Raw genomic sequence first — 19,572 nt, 5'->3', positions numbered from 1 at the left:
GACGTCGACCCCCGTCGTTGCTGGGAGAGAACGCTCTCACCGCTCGGCTCCCGCCCGGCTCGCGCCCCTCCGCCGGGCGCCCGCCGCCGTCCGCGTGAGGGAAACGCGAGGACTCCGGGCCGGGCCGTAGGGGAACCGTGAGGACCGCTCCGACGGGCCCCCGCGAGGTGTTGCATCGCTTCCTGTGCCGCTTCCCGGCAGGCGTCCGGTCCCGGGCGTCGTCCGCTCCCCGGATGGAGTCCTCCGTGCTCGACCTCGCCTACCTCCTCGGCGTGCTCGCCCTCTTCTCGCTCATCGCTCTCGCCGCGAAGGGGGTCGAGCGGCTGGGCGGACCGCCCCCCTCGGCGACCCGCGGGACCCGCGAGAAGGAGGCGGGCCGGTGATCGTCTTCGACGCCCTCGCGGCCGTGCTGGCGCTCGCCGCCGTCGTCTACCTCGTCGCGGCCCTGATCCGACCGGAGCGCTTCTGATGGATCCGCTCCTCGCCGTCCTCCAGGTCGCGACCGTCGGCCTGGCCGTCGCCCTCCTCCACCGCCCCCTCGGCGACCACATGTTCCGCGTCTACACCTCGACGCGCGACCTCGCCCTCGAGCGCGGCGTCTACCGCCTCATCGGCGTCGACTCCGCGGGCGAGCAGAGCTGGCGCGCCTACCTCCGGGCCGTGCTGGCCTTCTCGCTCGTCGGCGTGCTCCTGCTCTACGGGATGCAGCGCCTCCAGGCGGTCCTGCCCGGCTCCCTCGGCCTGCCCGCGGTGCCGGAGGGGCTGGCGTTCAACACCGCCGTCTCGTTCGTCACCAACACCAACTGGCAGTCCTACTCCCCGGAGGCGACCCTCGGCTTCGCGGTGCAGCTCGGCGGCCTCGCCGTGCAGAACTTCGTCTCGGCGGCCGTGGGCCTGGCCGTGGCGGTGGCGCTGATCCGCGGATTCGCGCGCCGCTCCTCCGGAACGCTCGGCAACTTCTGGGTCGACCTCGTGCGCGGCACGCTGCGCCTCCTGCTGCCCCTCGCGGTGGTGGCGGCGGTGGTGATGATCGCGGGCGGCGTGATCCAGAACCTGAACGGCCCGCTGACGGTGACCACGCTCACCGGCGGCGAGCAGAGCATCCCGGGCGGCGCGGTGGCCTCGCAGGAGGCGATCAAGCTGCTCGGCACCAACGGCGGCGGCTATTTCAACGCCAACTCCGCGCATCCGTTCGAGAACCCCTCGGCGTGGGTGTCGCTGCTGCAGATCGTGCTGATCCTCGCGATCCCGTTCTCGCTGCCGCGCACCTTCGGCCGGATGGTCGGCGACGTGCGGCAGGGGCGCGCGATCCTCGCGGCGATGGCGACGATCTTCGTCGTGTCGCTCGCGGCCCTCACCGCGCTGGAGGCGGCGGGCGGCGGATCCGCGGCGCAGGCCGCCGGAGCCGCGATGGAGGGCAAGGAGACGCGCTTCGGCATCGCCGGCTCCGCCCTCTACGCGACCGCCTCGACGCTCACCTCGACCGGCGCCGTCAACGCGATGCACGACTCCTTCACTGCGCTCGGCGGCATGCTGCCGATGCTCAACATGATGCTCGGCGAGGTCGCCCCCGGCGGCGTCGGCTCGGGCCTCTACGGGATGCTCGTGCTCGCGGTGCTGGCCGTGTTCGTCGGCGGGCTGCTGGTCGGCCGGACGCCCGAGTACCTGGGCAAGAAGCTCGGCCCGCGCGAGATCAAGCTCGCGAGCCTCTACATCCTCGTGACGCCGACGCTCGTGCTGGCCGGTACGGCCCTGAGCTTCGCGATCCCGGCGGTGCGGGAGGACGTGGAGAGCACGTCGATCCTGAACCCCGGGCTGCACGGGCTCTCGGAGGTGCTCTACGCCTTCACCTCCGCGTCCAACAACAACGGCTCGGCGTTCGCGGGGCTGACGGCGAACACGCCCTGGCTCAACACGGCGCTCGGCGTCGCGATGCTCCTCGGCCGCTTCCTCCCGATCCTGCTGGTGCTCGCCCTGGCCGGCTCGCTCGCGGCGCAGTCGCCGGTGCCCTCCAGCGCCGGCACGCTGCCCACCCACCGGCCGCAGTTCGTCGGCCTCCTCGTGGGCGTCACGGTCGTCGTGACCGCGCTCACCTACTTCCCCGTACTCGCGCTGGGCCCCCTGGCGGAAGGACTGCGACTCCGATGACCACTGCACTCACCGAGGCCCCCGCGGAACCCGCGCGCCCCACCCGCGCCGCCCTCGGGCCGCGCCAGCTCGCCTCCGCCCTCCCCGGAGCGCTGCGCAAGCTCGATCCGCGCCTGATGTGGCGCAACCCCGTGATGTTCATCGTCGAGGTCGGCGCCGCGCTGACCACGGTGCTGGCGATCGCCGAGCCGTTCCTCGGCGGGCCGGAGGAGTCGGGCGGATCGACGGTGCCCGGCACCTTCACGGCCGGCATCGCGATCTGGCTCTGGCTCACCGTGGTGTTCGCGAACCTCGCGGAGTCGGTGGCCGAGGGCCGCGGCAAGGCGCAGGCCGAGAGCCTGCGCGCCACCCGCACCAGCACTCCGGCCCGGCGCGTGACGGACTACGACCCCGCGGACCCCTCCGCCCTGTCGGCCCGCCTGGTCGAGGTCTCCTCGGCCGAGCTGCAGCTGGGCGACGTGGTCGTGGCGGAGGCGGGCGACCTCGTCCCCGGCGACGGCGACATCGTCTGGGGCATCGCCTCCATCGACGAGTCGGCGATCACGGGCGAGTCGGCGCCGGTCGTCCGCGAGAGCGGGGGCGACCGCAGCGCGGTGACGGGCGGCACGCGAGTGCTCTCGGACCGGATCGTGGTGCGCATCACCTCGCGGCCGGGCGAGACCTTCGTCGACCGGATGATCGGCCTGGTCGAGGGCGCGTCGCGGCAGAAGACGCCGAACGAGATCGCGCTCGACATCCTCTTGGCGAGCCTCTCGATCGTGTTCGTCGTGGTCGTGCTGACCCTGAACCCGATCGCCTCGTTCGCGGGAGCCTCCGTGAGCGTCCCGGTGCTGGTCGCCCTGCTCGTCTGCCTCATCCCGACCACCATCGGCGCCCTCCTCTCGGCCATCGGCATCGCCGGCATGGACCGGCTCGTGCAGCGCAACGTGCTCGCGATGTCCGGCCGGGCGGTGGAGGCGGCGGGCGACGTCACGACGCTCCTGCTCGACAAGACGGGGACCATCACCTACGGCAACCGCCGCGCTGTGGCGTTCCTCCCCCTCGACGGAGTGGCGCAGGCCGCCCTCGTCGACGCGGCCGCCTCCTCCTCGCTCAGCGACCCGACGCCCGAGGGGAAGTCGATCGTCGACCTCGCGGGCGACTCGGGCCGCCCCGCCGTCGAGCCCGCTCAGGCCGCCGTGGTGCCGTTCACCGCGCAGACCCGGATGAGCGGGCTCGACCTCCCCGACGGCTCCTCCATCCGCAAGGGCGCCGGCTCGGCCGTGCGCGCCTGGGTGGAGGAGGAGGGGCCGCTGCCGTCCGCGGTCGCGGCGCGCCTCACGGTGCTCGTCGACGGTGTCTCGGAGAGCGGCGGCACGCCCCTGGTCGTCGCGGTGAAGGACGCCCACGGCGCCCGCCTGCTCGGCGTCGTGCACCTGAAGGACGTGGTGAAGGACGGGCTCGCCGAGCGCTTCTCGGAGCTGCGCGCGATGGGCATCCGCACCGTGATGATCACGGGTGACAACCCGCTGACCGCGAAGGCGATCGCGGCGGAGGCGGGAGTCGACGACTACCTCGCCGAGGCGACCCCCGAGGACAAGCTCGCCCTGATCCGGCGCGAGCAGGAGGGCGGCGCGCTGGTCGCGATGACCGGCGACGGCACCAACGACGCCCCGGCCCTCGCGCAGGCCGACGTGGGCGTGGCGATGAACACCGGCACCTCGGCGGCGAAGGAGGCGGGCAACATGGTCGACCTCGACTCCGACCCCACCAAGCTCATCGACATCGTGCGGATCGGCAAGCAGCTGCTGATCACCCGCGGCGCGCTCACCACGTTCTCGATCGCGAACGACGTGGCGAAGTACTTCGCGATCATCCCGGCGATGTTCGCGGGGGTCTTCCCCGGGCTCGCGGTGCTGAACGTGATGCAGCTGCACTCGCCGGCCTCGGCGATCCTCTCGGCGATCGTGTTCAACGCGCTGGTGATCGTCGTGCTGATCCCGCTCGCGCTGCGCGGAGTGGCGTACCGCCCGGTCGCCGCCTCGCGCATCCTCAGCCGCAACCTCCTGGTCTACGGGTTGGGCGGAGTGATCGCTCCGTTCCTCGGGATCAAGCTCGTCGACCTGATCGTCGCCGCGATCCCCGGCTTCTGACCCGCCCGTCCCGACCACCGAAGACAGAGAGAAGAGACCATGTTCCGTCCCTACGGTGTCGCGCTGCGCGCGATGATCGTGCTCACCGTGCTGCTGGGAGCGGCGTACCCGCTCGCGGTGCTCGGGATCGGGCAGCTCGCCCTGCCCGCCCAGGCGAACGGCTCGCTGCTGCGCCAGGACGGCGCGGTGATCGGCTCGTCGCTGATCGGCCAGTCGTTCACGGACGCCGACGGAGCGCCCCTGCCGGAGTGGTTCCAGTCGCGTCCCTCCGCCGCGGGCTACGACGCCGCGGCCTCGACCGGCAGCAACCTCGGCCCCGAGAACGCCGACCTGGTCGCGTCCGTCGAGGAGCGCCGGGCCGCGATCGCCGCCTTCGAGGGCGTCGACCCGGCCGCGGTGCCGGCCGATGCGCTGACCGCCTCCGCCTCGGGGCTCGACCCCGCGATCAGCCCCGCCTACGCGCAGCTGCAGGCGCCCCGCGTCGCCGCCGCCCGCGGGCTCGACGTGAGCGCCGTGCGCGCGCTGGTCGAGGAGCACACCGCGGGCCGCGAGCTCGGGTACCTCGGCGAGCCGACGGTGGACGTGCTCGAGCTCAACGCCGCTCTCGCGCGGCTGTGACCGCTCCGGTGGCGCCTCCGGCTCGTAGAATCGCGATCGGCTCGTCGGGACCGTCCGATCGAGCGGATCGACGCCGGTCCCGCGAGCCCGGGACGCCCCGGAGCCGCGAGCACGAGGGGAGGCCGGGAGCATGACGAAGGGCCGCCTGCGCGTGCTCCTCGGAGCCGCGCCCGGAGTGGGCAAGACCTACACGATGCTCGAGGAGGGCCGCCGGCTCGCCGCCGAGGGCCGCGACGTCGTGGTGGCCGTGGTCGAGACGCACGGCCGCTCCGCCACCGCCGCGATGGTCGAGGGGCTGGAGGTCGTGCCGAGGAGGGCCGTCGAGCACCGCGGCGTGCTGCTCGACGAGATGGACCTCGACGCGGTGCTCGCCCGCCGGCCCGACGTCGCGCTGGTCGACGAGCTCGCGCACACCAACGCCCCCGGCTCCCGGCACGAGAAGCGCTGGGAGGACGTCAGGACGCTCCTCGACGCCGGCATCACCGTCTTCTCGACCGTGAACATCCAGCACATCGAGTCGCTCAACGACGTGGTGCACGCGATCACCGGAGCGCCGCAGCGCGAGACGATCCCGGACGCGGTCCTCCGCGCCGCCGATCAGATCGAGGTCGTCGACCTGGCGCCCCAGGCGCTGCGCGACCGCCTCGCCGACGGCCGGGTCTACCCGCCCGAGCGCATCGACGCGGCGCTGTCCAACTACTTCCGGCTCGGCAACCTGACGGCCCTGCGCGAGCTCGCGCTGCTCTGGCTCGCCGACGAGGTCGACAGCGCGCTGCGCGACTACCGCGTCGAGCACGGCATCGACAGCACCTGGGAGGCGCGCGAGCGCGTGGTCGTGACCCTCACCGGCGGGCCGGAGGGGGAGACCCTGCTGCGGCGCGGCGCGCGGATCGCGGCCCGCGCCTCCGGGGGCGACCTGCTCGCCGTGCACGTGGTGACCCCCGACGGCCTCCGCACTCCCCGGCCGCACGTGCTCGAGGCGCAGCGGGTGCTGGTCGAGAAGCTCGGCGGCAGCTACCACCAGGTGGTCGGCGAGGACGTGCCGCGGACGCTGGTCGAGTTCGCCCGCTCGGTGAACGCGACGCAGCTGGTGATCGGCGTGAGTAGGCGGGGCCGTCTCGCCTCGGCGCTGACGCCCGGCACGGCGTCGACGGTGATCCGCGAGTCCGGCAACATCGACGTGCACATCGTCAGCCACTCCGCCGCCGGGCGCACCGCGGTGCTGCCGAGGCTCGACGGGGCCCTGACGCTGCGGCGCCGCCTCCTGGGACTGGCCCTCGCCCTCGTGGGCGGCCCGCTGGTGACCTGGCTGCTCTCGAGCCTCCGCAGCGACGAGTCGATCACGAGCGACGTGCTCTCGTACCAGCTGCTGGTGGTGGTGGTCGCGCTGGTCGGCGGGCTCTGGCCGGCCCTCTTCGCGGCCGTGCTCTCGGGGCTGACCCTCGACTTCTTCTTCGTCGATCCGCTCTACACGATCACCGTCGACGAGCCTCTGCACGCGCTGGCGCTGGTGCTCTACGTGCTGAACGCGGCGCTCGTCAGCGCCGTGGTCGACCGCGCGGCCCGGCGGGCGCGGGCCGCCAAGCGGTCGGGGGCGGAGTCGGAGCTGCTGGCGACGATCGCGGGCGGCGTGATCCGCGGGCAGGGGGCGCTGCAGGCGATCCTCGAGCGCTCGCGCGAGGCGTTCGGGCTGACCGGCGTGCGGCTGCTGCGCGGCGGCGAGCTCGTCGCGGCCGACGGCGAGCCGCAGCCGGAGGGCGATCCCGCGCGCATCGCGGTGGGCGAGGGCGCGGTGCTCGAGCTGCACGGCCGCGAGCTGGAGGGGAGCGAGCGGCGGCTGCTCCAGGTCGTCGCCGCCCAGCTGGACTCGGTGCTCGAGAACGCGGCCCTCAGCGAGACGGCCAGCTCCCTCGCTCCGCTGGCCGAGACCGACCGGGTGCGCAGCGCCCTGCTGTCGGCCGTCAGCCACGATCTGCGCCGGCCCCTCGCCGCGGCCACCGCGGCCGTCAGCGGACTGCGCTCGCCCGAGGTGGTCTGGAGCGAGCGCGACCGGGAGGAGCTGCTCGCCACCGCCGACGAGAGCCTCACCGTGCTGGCCGCGCTGGTCACCGACCTGCTCGACGTGACGCGGCTGGAGGCGGGGGCGCTCGCCGTGGCGCTCGCCCCGCTCGACGCCGCCGACGTGGTGCTCCCCGCGCTCGACGAGCTCGGGCTCGGTCCCGGCGAGGTCGACCTCGACCTCGATCCGGAGGGCCCGGCGCTGCTCGCCGACGCGGTTCTGCTGCAGCGCGTCGTGGTCAACCTGCTCGCGAACGCCGTCCGCTACGCGCCGTCCGGCACCCGGGTGCGCGTGGCCGCCAGCGCCTTCGGCGGGAGCGCGCAGCTGCGGATCGTCGACCACGGCCCCGGGGTGCCCGAGGAGCGGCGCGCCGAGATCTTCGTGCCGTTCCAGCGGCTCGGCGACGACGACAACCTCACGGGCCTGGGCCTCGGCCTCGCGCTGTCGAAGGGGTTCACGGAGGGGATGGGCGGCACGCTCGAGACGGAGGACACTCCGGGGGGCGGGCTGACGATGGTGGTGACGCTGCCGCTGGCGCCGGAGACTGCTGGCGCTGCTCCTGCGGCTCACGTCGCTCCTGCCGCCCCGCACGACGGCGGGTCGGGCACCGCTCCGCACGAGGACTCCGGAGGAGCCGCATGAAGATCCTGATCGCCGACGACGACCCGCAGATCCTGCGCGCCCTGCGCATCACCCTCACCGCCCGCGGATACGACGTGGTGACGGCCGGCGACGGCACCGAGGCGATCAACCGCGCGGTGGACGAGCATCCGGACCTCTACATGATCGACCTCGGCATGCCCCGGCTCGACGGGGTCGAGGTCATCCACGGACTGCGCGGCTGGACGAGCGCGCCGATCCTGGTGGTGTCGGGGCGGACGGGCGCGGCCGACAAGGTGGGCGCGCTCGACGCCGGCGCGGACGACTACGTGACCAAGCCGTTCTCGATGGACGAGGTGCTCGCGCGCATCCGAGCCCTCTCTCGGCGGGTGCAGCCGGCGGACGGCGAGCCGCTGGTCGTGATCGGCGAGGTGACCGTGGACCTGGTGGCCAAGAGCGCGACGCGGGACGGCGTCTCCGTGCGGCTGACTCCGACGGAGTGGCAGGTGCTCGAGATCCTCATCCGCAACGCCGGCAAGCTGGTCACCCGCCGCTCGCTGCTGGCCGAGATCTGGGGCCCCGCGCACGTCACCGACACCGGCTACCTGCGCCTCTACCTCGCGCAGCTGCGCAAGAAGCTCGAGCCCGACCCCGCGCATCCGCGCCACCTGCTGACCGAGGCGGGCATGGGCTACCGCTTCGTGCCCTGACCGGCCTGTGCTCGGCGGGGGAACCCCGGACCGTCGAGGGGGCCCGCTGGTCGTGGCTCCCTCGACGGGCCGGGATCGCCTCGGCGGAGGGGGGCAGGTCACCAGTCGTGGACGGTGCCGTCGGCGAGTCGGTTGAAGGGCAGGTACGCGCGCACGTAGGGGTACTTCCCGGCGGCGTCGACGTCGAGCTCCACGCCCAGACCGGGGGCGTCGCCCGGGTGCAGCCGTCCCTCGCTCCAGGTGAACGACTGCTGGAAGACGCTGTCGGTCCGCTCGCCGTGCTTCATGTACTCCTGGATCCCGAAGTTGTGGATCGCCAGGCCCAGGTGCATCGCGGCCGCCATGCCCACCGGGGAGACGTCGGTGGGTCCGTGCATCCCGGACTTGATCTGGTACTGCGCGGCGTGGTCGAGGATCCTCCGGAGGTGGGAGACGCCTCCGGTGTGCGTGACCGCGCTGCGGATGTAGTCGATCAGCTGGTCGCGGATCAGGAGCTGGTAGTCCCAGACGGTGTTGAAGACCTCGCCGATCGCCAGGGGTGTGGTGGTGTGCTGCCGGACGAGGCGGAGGGCCTCCTGGTTCTCAGCGGGCGTGCAGTCCTCGAGCCAGAAGAGGTCGTACGGCTCGAGGGACTTGCCGAGGGCCGCGGCCTGGATCGGTGTCATCCGGTGGTGGCCGTCGTGGAGGAGGGGGAGCCCCGGCCCGAACTCGTTGCGGACGGCCTCGAAGACGCGGGGGACGTGGCGCAGGTAGGCGCGGGTGTCCCAGTCCTCCTCGGTCGGCAGGCCGCCGCGCTGCGCCGGTTCGTGGTCGTAGCGCACACCGGCGTTGCCCTCGAGGACGGCGTTGGAGGCGATGCCGTAGATCGAGGTCAGCCCCGGCACCGCGGTCTGCACGCGGATCGCGCGGTACCCCTCCTCCTGGTGCTCGCGGATGCTGTCGAACAGCTCCGCGTCCGTCCGCCCGGACGCGTGGCCGTAGGCGAGCAGGCCGGTACGGGACGCGCCTCCGAGCAGCTGGTAGAGCGGCATGCCGGCGGCCTTGCCCTTGATGTCCCAGAGGGCGGTGTCGACCGCCGCGATCGCCGCCATCGTGACCGGCCCGCGGCGCCAGTAGGACGACCGGTAGAGGAACTGCCAGGTGTCCTCGATGCGCGAGGCGTCGCGACCGAGGAGCAGCGGCACGACGTGGTCGGCGAGATAGGAGACCACGGCGAGCTCGCGGCCGTTGAGGGTCGCGTCGCCGAGGCCGGTCAGCCCGTCGTCGGTCGTGAGCTTGAGGGTGACGAAGTTGCGGTCGGGACTGGTGACGACGACCTCGGCCTTGTCGATCTTCATGGGATGCCTTTCGTGGTGGGGGATCGGGTCAGGGGTTCCGGCCGGGAGCGCGGTCCATCGAGAACGCGGCGGTCGAGAGGCCGGGCGCCACGGGCGCGGCCTGACCCGTGCTCTCGCGGCGCTCGGCGATCTCGGCGACGATCTGCGCGTGCCGGCGGTCGGTCAGCGGGTAGAACGCCATGATCAGCACCGCGAGCAGGGCCGCGACGGCCGGGATGAGGCCGGCGGCGGCGCGGATGCCCCACTCGGCGTGCTCGCTCTGCTCCGCGGCCCCGGCCACGTAGCCGCCCCAGGCCAGCGCGTACGCGGCGAGGGCGCCTCCGACCGCCTGGCCGGTCTTGCGGGTGAAGGAGAACAGGGCGTAGATCGTGCCCTCGGAGCGGATGCCGGTCTTCCACTCCCCGTACTCGACGGTGTCGGCCTCGATCGCCCAGACGAGCATGTTGACGAGCTGGATGCCGACGTAGGCGAGGACCAGTCCGCCGAAGCCGACCGCCACCGCGTCGCCCGGGGCGAGGAAGACGACCGTCCCGCCGCTGATCAGGACCGCGACTCCGGCCATGTAGGCGTTGCGCTTGCCGAACCGCCGCACGATCGTCGGGACGAGGGCGGCCAGGCCGAAGGTCAGGGCGAGCTGGATCAGCGACATCGCGGCGTAGAGCTGGACCGATCCGAGCACGTCGCGCAGGTAGTAGAGCTGCACGGTCTGGAGCGCGAGCGTCCCGGTGAGGAACAGGAACGAGCTGAGGCAGAGGAAGAGCAGCGGCCGGTTGGAGCGGAGGGTCGTCATGCTCTGACGGAACGTGACGTGCGCGACGTCGCGCTGGACGCGCTCCTTCGCGGTCAGGATCGTGAAGAGGTAGAGCGCGGAGCCGACGACGACGAAGCTCAGCGTGACGATCGAGAAGAGCGACTGCAGATCGGCGCCGGGGACGACCAGCGGGGCCATGAAGGTGCCGAGCCCGGCCCCCACGATCGCGCCGCCGATGGCGCGGGCGCTGGCGAGCTTCGCGCGCTCGGTGCCGACCTGCGTCATCGCTCCGGCGAGTGAGCCGTAGGGGATGTTGACGAGGCTGTAGGCGAGGCCGAGCGCGGCATAGCTCAGGTAGGCGTAGAGCAGGGTTCCGCTCTCGCCGATCTGCGGGACGGAGAAGGTCGCGGCCGAGAGCAGCAGGAGCGGAACCGACCCGAACATCAGGAAGGGCCGGAACTTGCCGAAGCGCCTGCTGTAGGTGCGGTCCACGACCCGGCCGGCGAAGACGTCGGCGAACGCGTCGAAGATCCGCACGACGAGCAGCAGCGTGCCCGCCGCGGCCGCGGAGATCCCGGCGACGTCGGTGTAGTAGACGAGCAGGAACATCGTGGCGGTGGTGAAGGCGAGGTTGTTCGCCGTGTCGCCGGCGCCGTAGCCCACGATGCTCAGCTTCGAGAGCTTCTCAGCGGCGGGCGCTCCGGGCGCGGTGGTGCGGGGGGTCATGCGGGCTCCTTTACCCGGGCGCGGACCCATCGGGGATCCGCGCCGCATCGAGACGGTGCGAGGGTGGCAATCGGTTGCCGACGGTGCCGGAAGGCACCGCGCGGAGAGGCGGGGTGGAGGTCTAGGCCGCCTGAGCGGCGACCGCGGCGACGAGGGCCGGGTCGTCGGCGAGGCGCGGTTCGACGAGCCGCAGCAGTGCCTCGACGGGTCGGGCGGAGCCGAGGGCGCGGTCGAGGGCGGGGCGCTGCGCGTCGGGCAGGCGGTCGCCCTGGAGCAGCAGTGCGATCCAGTCGGCGACGGCACGGAGGGAGGCGGCTCCGTCGTGTCCGCCCGCGCGCTCGGCGAGAAGCACGGGCGCGATCCGGATGCGGAGCTTGGCGGTCGCGTCGGCGCCGATCTGCTCGAGGCGGTGCTCGATCCGGGGGTTGCCGAAGCGCCCGAGGAGGGCGGCGCAGTAGGCGTCCGCGTCGAGACCGGCGGGGAGGCCGGACGCCGCCTCCGCCCAGAACGCCTCGACGGCGCTCCGGCAGGCGGGGTTCGCGATCGCCTCCGCGACGGTGGCGAGGCCCCGCCGGCGGCCGGTGGCGGCGAGGAGCGTGTGCGCGCCGTTGAGGAGTCGCAGCTTGCGCCGCTCGAAGGGCTCGATGTCGTCCACGAAGCGGGCTCCCGCGCGCTCCCAGGCGGGTCGGCCGGCGGGGAAGCCGCCGCAGAGGACCCAGTCGCGGAACGGCTCGGTCACGACGGACGCGGCGTCGCTGATGCCGATGAGCTCGGCCGCCGCCTCCCGGTCCGCCGCCGTGGTGGCCGGGGTGATCCGGTCGACGGAGGTCGCCACGAACGAGACGGTGCTGTCGATCCAGTCGGCGAGCGACGGGTCGAGCCGCTCGGCGAGCAGGAGCAGTCCACGGCGCACGAGAGGGCCGTTGCCGGAGAGGTTGTCGCAGGGGACGACGGCGAGCGGGCCGGAGCCGGCGTCGCGCCGGGCCGCGAGGCCGAGGAGGAGGCGGCCGAGTGCGGTCGCCGGCGCTCCTCCCGATCGGAGGGCGTCGAGGTCGCTCCGGACGGCGGGGTCGTCCAGGTCGGGGCCGCCGTCCGCGGCGAGACGGTACCCGGCCTCCGTGATTGTCAGCGTGACGATCGCCGTCCCTGGAGCCGCGACGAGCTCGACGAGACGCGCGACGTCCGCGCCGTCGACCGCCTCGACGATGCTGCCCACGACCGTCGCCGAGTCGCCCTCCGGTCCGCGCTCGATCAGCGTGAACAGGCCGTCCTGCGCGGCGAGCTCCTCGGCCGCGCGGGGGCTCCGGCCGGTGAATGCGGCGATGCCCCACTCGTGGTCGTCGTCGACGGCGTGCGTGTACCAGGCCTGATGCGCTCGGTGGAAGGCGCCGAGGCCGAGGTGGACGATGCGGACGGGAGCCGCCGGCAGGCCCGTCGATGCGCGATCGAGACCGCCTCCTCCGCCGTGCCCGCTCACAGCTTGAAGACCTTCCGCGGCTGGGAGTCGACGAGGTCCAGGATGACGGCGCTCGCCGTCTCGGAGTCGATCCGCCCCTCGGCGACCAGGCGCGCGAGGAACGCGGCGTCCAGCCTCCGAGCCATGTCGTGACGGGCCGGGATGGAGAGGAACGCGCGGGTGTCGTCGATGAAGCCGGAGCTCCGCGAGAAGCCGGCGGTCTCCGTCACGGCGGCGCGGAAGCGCAGCACCGCGTCGGGCGCGTCGAGGAACCACCACGGCGCTCCGAGGAACACCGACGGGTAGTAGCCGGCCAGGGGAGCGAGCTCGCGCGAGTGAGTGCTCTCGTCGATCCCGAAGAGGACGAGGTGGAAGCCCGGTGCGTTGCCGAGCTCCTGCAGCAGCGGGCGGAGGGGCTCGGCGAACCGGGTCGCGACGGGGATGTCGTGGCCGGTGTCGGGACCGAAGCGCTCGAAGGTCGGCCGATCGTGGTTGCGCAGCACGCCGGCGTGGACGGTCATCACCAGGCCGTCGTCGACGCTCATGCGGGCGGACTGCAGCAGCAGGTGCGCGGCGAGGACGCGGCTGCCCTCGGCGTCGATCGTGCCGGCGCGGGCGCGGGCGAAGAGGGACTGCGCCTCGGCGGGGTCGAGGTCGACGGTCAGCGGCTCCAGCACTCCGTGGTCGGCGGAGACGGCGCCGTGGTCGAGGAAGTGCCGGCGCCGGGCGCGGAGGGCCTCGAGGAATCCGGGGAAGCTGGACTCCTTCGTTCCGGTGGCGGCGGCCAGGGCGGCGACGCGCTCGGGCCAGCCGGGGGCGGAGGGATCGAGGTAGGCGTCGGGGCGGAAGGTCGGCAGCACGCGGCCCGGGAACGCCGGATCCTCCGCCAGAGCCCGGTGGACGGCCAGGTCGTCCAGCGGATCGTCGGTCGTCGCCAGCACCTCGATCCCGAACCGCTCGAAGAGCGCCCGCGGGCGGAAGGCGGCGGACGACAGCCGGGCCCCGATCGCCGCGAAGAGGGCGTCGGCGGTGGAGGCGTCGGGCTGCTCGGTGATGCCGAACTGCTCGGCGAGGATCGACTGGAGCCAGTAGCCCGAGGCGGTTCCCGCGAAGATCCGCCAGTGCGCGCAGAACGTGCGCCACACCTCCTCCGGGCCGGCGAGGCGCTCGCCTCCGGGGATGCCGAGATCGCCGAGGTCGATCCCGGCGGAGTGGAGCAGCCGGGTGACGTAGTGGTCGTGCCGGAGGAAGAGCTCGGATGCGTCGGCGAAGGGGCGGTCCTCGAGCAGGAGGCGCGGATCCACGTGCCCGTGCGGGGAGAGGATCGGCAGGTCGGCGACGCTCGCGTGGAGATCGCGGGCGATCGCCCGGGTCGTCGGGTCGATCGGCAGGAGTCGGTCGGGATCGTTCAGCAGCTTCGTCGGCACGGGGCCATCCAAGTATGGGTGCCGAGAAGTGTCAACCGATTGCCAGAGGTGTCGCACCGGATGGCGCGCCAGGCGCGGACCGGGGTCAGGAGTCGCGGCGGGGCCCCGTCGAGGCGCGCGGGACGAACTCCGTCGGCAGGTCGTCGGCCCGCTCCGGAGGCTCCTCGTCGCCGAGCACCCGGCGGACCGCCCGCTCGCCCATCCGGCCCAGCGGTGCGCTGATGGTCGACAGTGGCGGCGAGGTGAAGTCGCTCCCGAAGATGTCGTCGAAGCCGATGATGCTGAGCTGCTCCGGGATCGCGACGCCCGACTCCTGAGCCGCGCGCATCAGTCCGATGGCGACCAGGTCGTTGTAGGCGATCACCGCGCCGACGCCGGAGGCGGTCACCCTCGCGAGCGCGCTCCTCCCGCCCTCGAGGGTCGAGACGCCCGGCCCGATCTCGACGACCGTCATGCCCCGCTGCGGAGCGCGGTCGAGGAGGAGCTCCCATCGCGCGGCGCTCATCCACGAGTCGGGCGGACCGGCGATGAAGGCGAGGGAGCGGTGGCCGAGGGCCGCGAGGTGGTCGAGCGCGGCGTCGATCCCGGGGGCGAGATCGGGCACGATCCCCGCGACGCCGGGGACCACGCGGTTGAGGACGACGACCGGGATGCGCCCGGCCAGCGCGATGATCTCCTCGTCGCTGAGGCGGGTGCTGACGAGGACGAGCCCGTCGGTGGAGGCGGCGATGCGGTCGGCCGCCTCGGCCTCGCGCTCCCCGGACTCCTGCGACTCGGCGAGGATCATCGTGAAGCCGCGGAGCGACGCCGCCCGCTCCGCTCCGCGCACGGCGGGGAAGAAGGCCGGGTTGGTGATGTCGGCCACCAGCAGCCCGAGGGTCGAGGTGCGGCCCGTCGGCAGCGCGCGCGCCATCGGGTTGAGCCGGTAGCCCAGCTCCTTCGCGGCGGCGCGGATCCGCTGCTCGGTCGCAGCGTTCAGCCGTCCGGGCGTGCTCAGCCCGCGGGAGACGGTGGAGGGGGCGACGCCGGCGAGTCGGGCGACGTCGTAGATCGTCGTCGCGGAGCGGCCGCGGCGTCTCGCGGCGGAGGGGCCGGTGGGCGCGTCTTCGCTGGGCACGATCGCGGTCTTCTCTCGAGGGGCACGGCGGCGGACGGGGCGCCGTCCGCCGCCCATGCTGCCACAGGGCCGAGAAGCCCGCCCGGCCCGTCGCTCGCGTCCGGGTCGCGCCGGATCGAGGAGCCCGCGCTCCGGGAGGCCGCCGTCACCGGCCTGCCGCCCACCACTCCGGTCCCGTCCAGCGCGGCTCCGCCCCGTCAGCTCCGCTCCGGGAAGGCCCCCTCCTCGCGGATGCGCTCGTTGAGCGCCGCCAGGAACACGCCCTCGTCGAGGTCGAGCGGTACCTCGCGTCCCGTCCAGCTCGAGTAGTGGATGGCGTTGGCGAGCCGGACCCCGAGGATCCCCTCCGCCCCGGGTGCGAGCAGCGGCGTGCCGTGCAGGATGCTGTCCGCGAAGTCCTGCAGGACGGCCGTGTGCTGCTCGCCCCAGACCGACGCCGACTCGATCCGCTCCGTCGTGGAGAGGCCCGCGGTGTCGTAGCGACCGCTGAGCAGGAGGCCCACGTCCTCGGCGCTGAGGGCGGCGCTGACCTCGCGCTCGGGGGCGTTCAGTCGGGTGATCGTCGCGACCCGGGAGTCGTCGACGACGATCCGACCGCGGTCGCCGACGATCTCGAGGCGGTCGGTGCCGATCGGGTCGTGCGTCGTGGTGACCAGCACGCCGGTCGTGCCCCCGCCGAAGTCGGCGAGCACCGTCACCTCGTCCTCCACCGCGATGTCGCGGCACCGCCCGTAGCCGGCCTTCGCGACCACCGACTCCGGCACTCCGCACAGCCACTGCCACAGGTCGAGCTGGTGGGGCGCCTGGTTGACCAGGACGCCTCCGCCCTCGCCTCCCCAGGTCGCGCGCCACGCGCTCTGGTCGAAGTAGGCCTGCGGCCGCCACCAGGTCGTGATGATCCAGTTCGAGCGCAGGATCCGGCCGATCCCGCCCTCGTCGACGACCTCCTTGAGCCGGCGGTAGAGCGGGTTCGCCCGCTGGTTGAACATGATCGCGAAGCGCTGACCGGGACGGGCGGCGGCGGCCTCGTTCAGCTCCGCGACCTGCGCGGCGTAGACGCCCGCCGGCTTGTCGACCAGCACGTGCAGCCCGTGCTCGAGAGCGTCGATGCCGATCCCGGGGTGGAGGTAGTGCGGAGTGCAGACGACGACGGCGTCGACCTCTCCGCTCGCGAGGAGGGAGCGGTGGTCGGCGTGGAAGGACGCTCCGGGTGCGAGCGCGGCGGCCGCCGCCTCCCGGGCGGGGTCGACGTCGGCGACGGCGGTGACGACGAGGTCGCGCACTCTGCCGTCGGCGAGGAAGCGGGCGTAGGAGGAGCCCTGGGCGCCGAATCCGATGATGCCGAGGCGGACGGTGGTCATGGAAGGAGTCCTTCGTTCGGGGTGGAGTGGGGGATCCGCGCGGGCGCGCTCGGGGCGTAGGCGGCCTGGACGATCGCGAGCGACCTCGCCGCCTCGCGGGGCGAGATCCAGAAGGGCTCGTCCTCGCCGAGGCGGGCGTAGAAGTCGTGCACGAGCAGCTCGTGCGAGGCGCCCCAGTACGAGCGCCCGCCGGATCGGCGCTCCGTGTCCGGGACGACCTCGACGGGTCCGTCGTCGCGCCGCACGGTGAGGGCACCGCGCAACGAGACGGTGGCGCGCTCGGTGCGCAGGCGGAGCTCGACCGGCTCGTCCCACGCGTTCGCCACGGTCGCGTAGAGGACGCTGCGCGCGCCGGAGGCGTGGGTGAGCACCAGGTCGGCGGTGTCCTCGACCTCGATCGGCAGCAGGCGCGTGGAGGCGGAGCCGCTCACCGCGACCACCTCGCCGAGGAGCCACTGCAGGAGGTCGACGGTGTGGATCGCCTGGTTCATCAGCATCCCGCCGCCGCCCTCGGCCCGCATCCCGCGCCAGGGGCGGTCGAGGTAGTAGCCGGGAGCGCGGTGCCAGAGCACGGTCGCGGCCGCACCTGTCACGGCACCCAGGGAGCCGGACGCCAGCAGCTCGCGGAGGCGCTGCACGGGCGGGTTGTAGCGGTTCTGGAAGCAGACGCCGATGCGCGCCCCGCCCCGCTCGGCCGCGGCGATCACCTGCTCGCCCTCGGCGACGGAGGAGGCGAGCGGCTTCTCGAGGAGCACCGCGACGCCGCGGTCCAGGGCCGCGACCGCCAGCGCGGCGTGCGTGCTGTGCGGAGTGCAGACGTGCACGACGTCGGGGCGGACGGAGTCGAGCATCCGGACCGCCTCGGGGAAGCCCGGCACCGCGTGCCTCTCGGCGGCCGCGGCGAGCCGGCCCGGGTCGGTGTCGCAGACCGCCACCAGCTCCGCGCCGGGTGCGGTGCCGATCGCCGCGAGGTGGACGGAGGAGATGTCGCCGCAGCCGATCACCGCCGCGCGGACGGTCATCGCAGGTCGATCCCGAGCGAGGAGGCGAGCCCCCGGAAGGCCCGAGCGGCCACTCCGAACGACTCGGGGCCGGAGAATCCGCCGAGGGCGTCCGTGATCGCGAGGTGCGGCTCCAGCGAGGCGACGCCCGTCCAGCCGTCGTCGCGCAGGGCGGTGAGCGTCTCGCGCAGCTGGCCGTCGCCCTCGCCGGCGGGCACCACGGTGCCGGTCGCGGCCACCGCGTCCTTCACCTGCAGGTAGTCGACGTAGGGCCGCAGCGCCGTCCAGCCGTCGTCGAAGGGCCGCACCCCGCACTGCACGAAGTTCGCGTTGTCCCAGGCGAGGCGCAGGGCGGGCGAGCCGACGGACTCGACCAGGTCGAGGATCCGCTCGGGGACGTCGCCGTAGATGTCCTTCTCGTTCTCGTGCAGCAGCACCACGCCCTCGCGCTCGGCGCGATCGGCGAGCCTACGCATGCGCAGCAGGACGTCGTCGCGGATGCTCTCGACCGGCACTCCCTCGCCCCGGTAGAACGAGAAGACGCGGATGCTCGGTGTGCCGAGGGTGTGCGCGACGCGGATGACGCGGTCGAGGCGCGCCACCTCGAGCTTGGGGTCGAGGGCGACGTCGACCTTGCCGATGGGCGAGGCGACGGCCGAGACGGACTGGCCGCCGCGCTCGAGCACGGCGGCGAGGCGGGCGAGGCGCTCGTCGTCGAGGTCGACGACATTCCGGCCCCAGGCGCTTCGCACCTCGATGCTGTGCGCGCCGAGCGCTCGGAGGACGGCGACCTGGACGACCGGGTCGGGGTCGATCTCGTCGCCGAAGCCGGAGAGGGTCCAGGGTGCGGGGTTCGCGGGTGCGGTCGTCGCGGGTGCGGTGGTCACGGTGCGTGCCTCGTTCTCGTCGTCGGGAACCGGCGGGCAGGAGCGCCGCCGTGCCACGACCATACGCGTATTGGCAACCGATTGACAAGATCGGAGGCGCGCCTCTACCGTCGGGGGCGTTCCGGGCCGCGGAGACGCCGGCCCCCACCGCGACCGGGAGGACTGCCGTGACCAGGATCGGCGTGCAGGCGATGATGCTGAAGGACGCGTTCGCCTCGGCGGGCGCCTTCGCGACGCTCCGGGAGGTCCGAGCGATCGGCTACCGGTCGGTGGAGATCTCGCAGATCCCGCTGACGGCGGCCACCGTGGCCGAGCTGCAGCGGGCGCGGGACGAGCTCGGCGTCGAGATCGCGGCGATCTCGGCGGGCCTGGCACCGGGGGACTCCCCGGGCGCCGCGCTCGAGGGCGGGCTCGCCGGGATCGTCTCCGACGCCCGCGCGCTCGGCACGCGCACGGTCCGGATCGGCATGCTGCCCGCCTCCGCGGCGGTCTCGCCGGCCGCTCTGCTCGACTTCGCCGACCGCTGCCAGGCCGCCGCGGCGAGGCTCCGCGACGACGGGCTGCGGCTGCTGCTCCACAACCACCACCACGAGTTCGCGCGGCACGACGGCCGCCTCCTGCTCGACGTCGTCGCCGAGCGGGCTCCGCTGCTGGGGCTCGAGCTCGACGTGCACTGGGTGCAGCGGGGCGGGCTCGATCCCGTGACGACGCTGCGCCGGTACGGGGAGCGCGTCGCCCTGGTGCACCTGAAGGACTACCGGGTCGGGCCGCCCGCCGATGCGTCCGGCGGGTGGTCCGTGCACGCCTTCACCTCGAACGTGCAGTTCGCCGAGGTGGGGGAGGGCAACCTCGACTTCCCGGGGATCATCGGGACGAGCCTCGCGCTCGGCGTCGACCACCTCCTCGTCGAGCAGGACGAGCGCTACGGGCGGAGCGCGCTCGACTGCCTGCGGATCTCGCACGACAACCTCGTCGCGATGGGTTTCGCGGACCTGTTCTGAGGAGCGGCCGAGGCTCCTCCCCAGGGATCGGAGCGGCCCGTTCTCCACTGCTCAGGGGCACGGGTCCCCGCCGCGCCGGGCGCGACGGCATGCTCGACCCGTCGACGGAGGAGGTGGTGGCGGTGGTCGTTCCGGACAGTGTGCTCGGCGTGACGGCGCTCGTCGCGCTGGTGCTGTCCGGGGTGCTCCACGCCTCCGTGCGGGTCTGGGCGGCGGGGTCCCGCTGGACGACCGCACGGTC

At 73.5% G+C, this 19,572-nt stretch carries 16 protein-coding genes; 8 read left to right on the top strand and 8 right to left on the bottom strand.

The genetic code is table 11. The annotated features are described in order from the left end of the window. The first annotated feature begins 233 nt into the window (after positions 1-233). The 7 genes from C5C46_RS16760 (at position 234) to C5C46_RS04295 (ending at position 8,267) form a co-directional block, all read left to right on the top strand. Positions 234-383: a hypothetical protein gene (locus tag C5C46_RS16760; RefSeq protein ID WP_167299012.1), complete on the top strand. Its 150-nt coding sequence runs from the start codon at positions 234-236 to the stop codon at positions 381-383. Then, a complete protein-coding gene (kdpF, locus tag C5C46_RS04320) occupies positions 380-469 on the top strand; it encodes a K(+)-transporting ATPase subunit F (protein WP_068209492.1) in 90 nt (29 codons plus the stop codon). Before C5C46_RS16760 ends, kdpF begins: the two co-directional genes overlap by 4 nt. After that, the gene (kdpA, locus tag C5C46_RS04315) at positions 469-2,148 is read left to right on the top strand and encodes a potassium-transporting ATPase subunit KdpA (protein ID WP_104222651.1); all 1,680 of its coding nucleotides are present in this window, start codon (positions 469-471) and stop codon (positions 2,146-2,148) included. Before kdpF ends, kdpA begins: the two co-directional genes overlap by 1 nt. Further along, entirely contained in the window at positions 2,145-4,280 is a 2,136-nt protein-coding gene (gene kdpB / locus C5C46_RS04310; protein WP_104225771.1) for a potassium-transporting ATPase subunit KdpB, read from the top strand. The genes kdpA and kdpB overlap by 4 nt, the downstream gene beginning before the upstream one ends. A 39-nt stretch (positions 4,281-4,319) precedes the next feature. Then, positions 4,320-4,898: a K(+)-transporting ATPase subunit C gene (kdpC, locus tag C5C46_RS04305; RefSeq protein WP_104225770.1), complete on the top strand. Its 579-nt coding sequence runs from the start codon at positions 4,320-4,322 to the stop codon at positions 4,896-4,898. A 130-nt stretch (positions 4,899-5,028) separates the two neighbouring features. Further along, on the top strand, positions 5,029-7,599 hold the full coding sequence (locus tag C5C46_RS04300; RefSeq protein WP_104225769.1) for an ATP-binding protein: 2,571 nt from the start codon (positions 5,029-5,031) through the stop codon (positions 7,597-7,599). Beyond that, positions 7,596-8,267 carry a response regulator gene (locus C5C46_RS04295; RefSeq protein ID WP_104222647.1) on the top strand — a complete coding sequence of 224 codons (672 nt, stop codon included), beginning with the start codon at positions 7,596-7,598 and terminating at the stop codon, positions 8,265-8,267. The genes C5C46_RS04300 and C5C46_RS04295 overlap by 4 nt, the downstream gene beginning before the upstream one ends. 98 nt (positions 8,268-8,365) lie before the next feature. On the opposite strand, the gene manD is transcribed toward C5C46_RS04295, so the two are convergent. The 8 genes from manD to C5C46_RS04255 all read right to left on the bottom strand — a co-directional run bounded on the left by manD (position 8,366) and on the right by C5C46_RS04255 (position 18,330). Further along, positions 8,366-9,604 (bottom strand): D-mannonate dehydratase ManD, encoded by a 1,239-nt coding sequence (manD, locus tag C5C46_RS04290; protein ID WP_104225768.1) that lies wholly within the window; start codon positions 9,602-9,604, stop codon positions 8,366-8,368. 28 nt (positions 9,605-9,632) lie between these two features. Continuing rightward, entirely contained in the window at positions 9,633-11,081 is a 1,449-nt protein-coding gene (gene uidB / locus C5C46_RS04285; RefSeq protein WP_104225767.1) for a glucuronide transporter, read from the bottom strand. A 121-nt stretch (positions 11,082-11,202) separates the two neighbouring features. Continuing rightward, positions 11,203-12,558 (bottom strand): mannitol dehydrogenase family protein, encoded by a 1,356-nt coding sequence (locus C5C46_RS04280; protein ID WP_181136485.1) that lies wholly within the window; start codon positions 12,556-12,558, stop codon positions 11,203-11,205. Then, positions 12,555-13,964: a glucuronate isomerase gene (uxaC, locus tag C5C46_RS04275; RefSeq protein ID WP_104225766.1), complete on the bottom strand. Its 1,410-nt coding sequence runs from the start codon at positions 13,962-13,964 to the stop codon at positions 12,555-12,557. Before uxaC ends, C5C46_RS04280 begins: the two co-directional genes overlap by 4 nt. A gap of 85 nt (positions 13,965-14,049) precedes the next feature. Next, entirely contained in the window at positions 14,050-15,081 is a 1,032-nt protein-coding gene (locus C5C46_RS04270) for a LacI family DNA-binding transcriptional regulator (protein WP_159940282.1), read from the bottom strand. 197 nt (positions 15,082-15,278) lie between these two features. Next, positions 15,279-16,442 carry a Gfo/Idh/MocA family protein gene (locus tag C5C46_RS04265; RefSeq protein ID WP_104225764.1) on the bottom strand — a complete coding sequence of 388 codons (1,164 nt, stop codon included), beginning with the start codon at positions 16,440-16,442 and terminating at the stop codon, positions 15,279-15,281. Next, positions 16,439-17,464 carry a Gfo/Idh/MocA family protein gene (locus C5C46_RS04260; protein ID WP_104225763.1) on the bottom strand — a complete coding sequence of 342 codons (1,026 nt, stop codon included), beginning with the start codon at positions 17,462-17,464 and terminating at the stop codon, positions 16,439-16,441. Before C5C46_RS04260 ends, C5C46_RS04265 begins: the two co-directional genes overlap by 4 nt. Beyond that, entirely contained in the window at positions 17,461-18,330 is an 870-nt protein-coding gene (locus tag C5C46_RS04255; RefSeq protein ID WP_258059324.1) for a sugar phosphate isomerase/epimerase, read from the bottom strand. The genes C5C46_RS04260 and C5C46_RS04255 overlap by 4 nt, the downstream gene beginning before the upstream one ends. Positions 18,331-18,497: 167 nt before the next feature. Between C5C46_RS04255 and C5C46_RS04250 the strand changes: the two genes are divergently transcribed. Next, positions 18,498-19,331 carry a sugar phosphate isomerase/epimerase gene (locus C5C46_RS04250; RefSeq protein ID WP_258059323.1) on the top strand — a complete coding sequence of 278 codons (834 nt, stop codon included), beginning with the start codon at positions 18,498-18,500 and terminating at the stop codon, positions 19,329-19,331. Positions 19,332-19,572: the final 241 nt, after the last annotated feature.

Source organism: Rathayibacter sp. AY1E6, assembly GCF_002931115.1.
Lineage (GTDB): Bacteria > Actinomycetota > Actinomycetes > Actinomycetales > Microbacteriaceae > Rathayibacter.
Note: the sequence above shows the minus strand (reverse complement) of the source record. Positions and strands in the feature narration are given on the sequence as shown.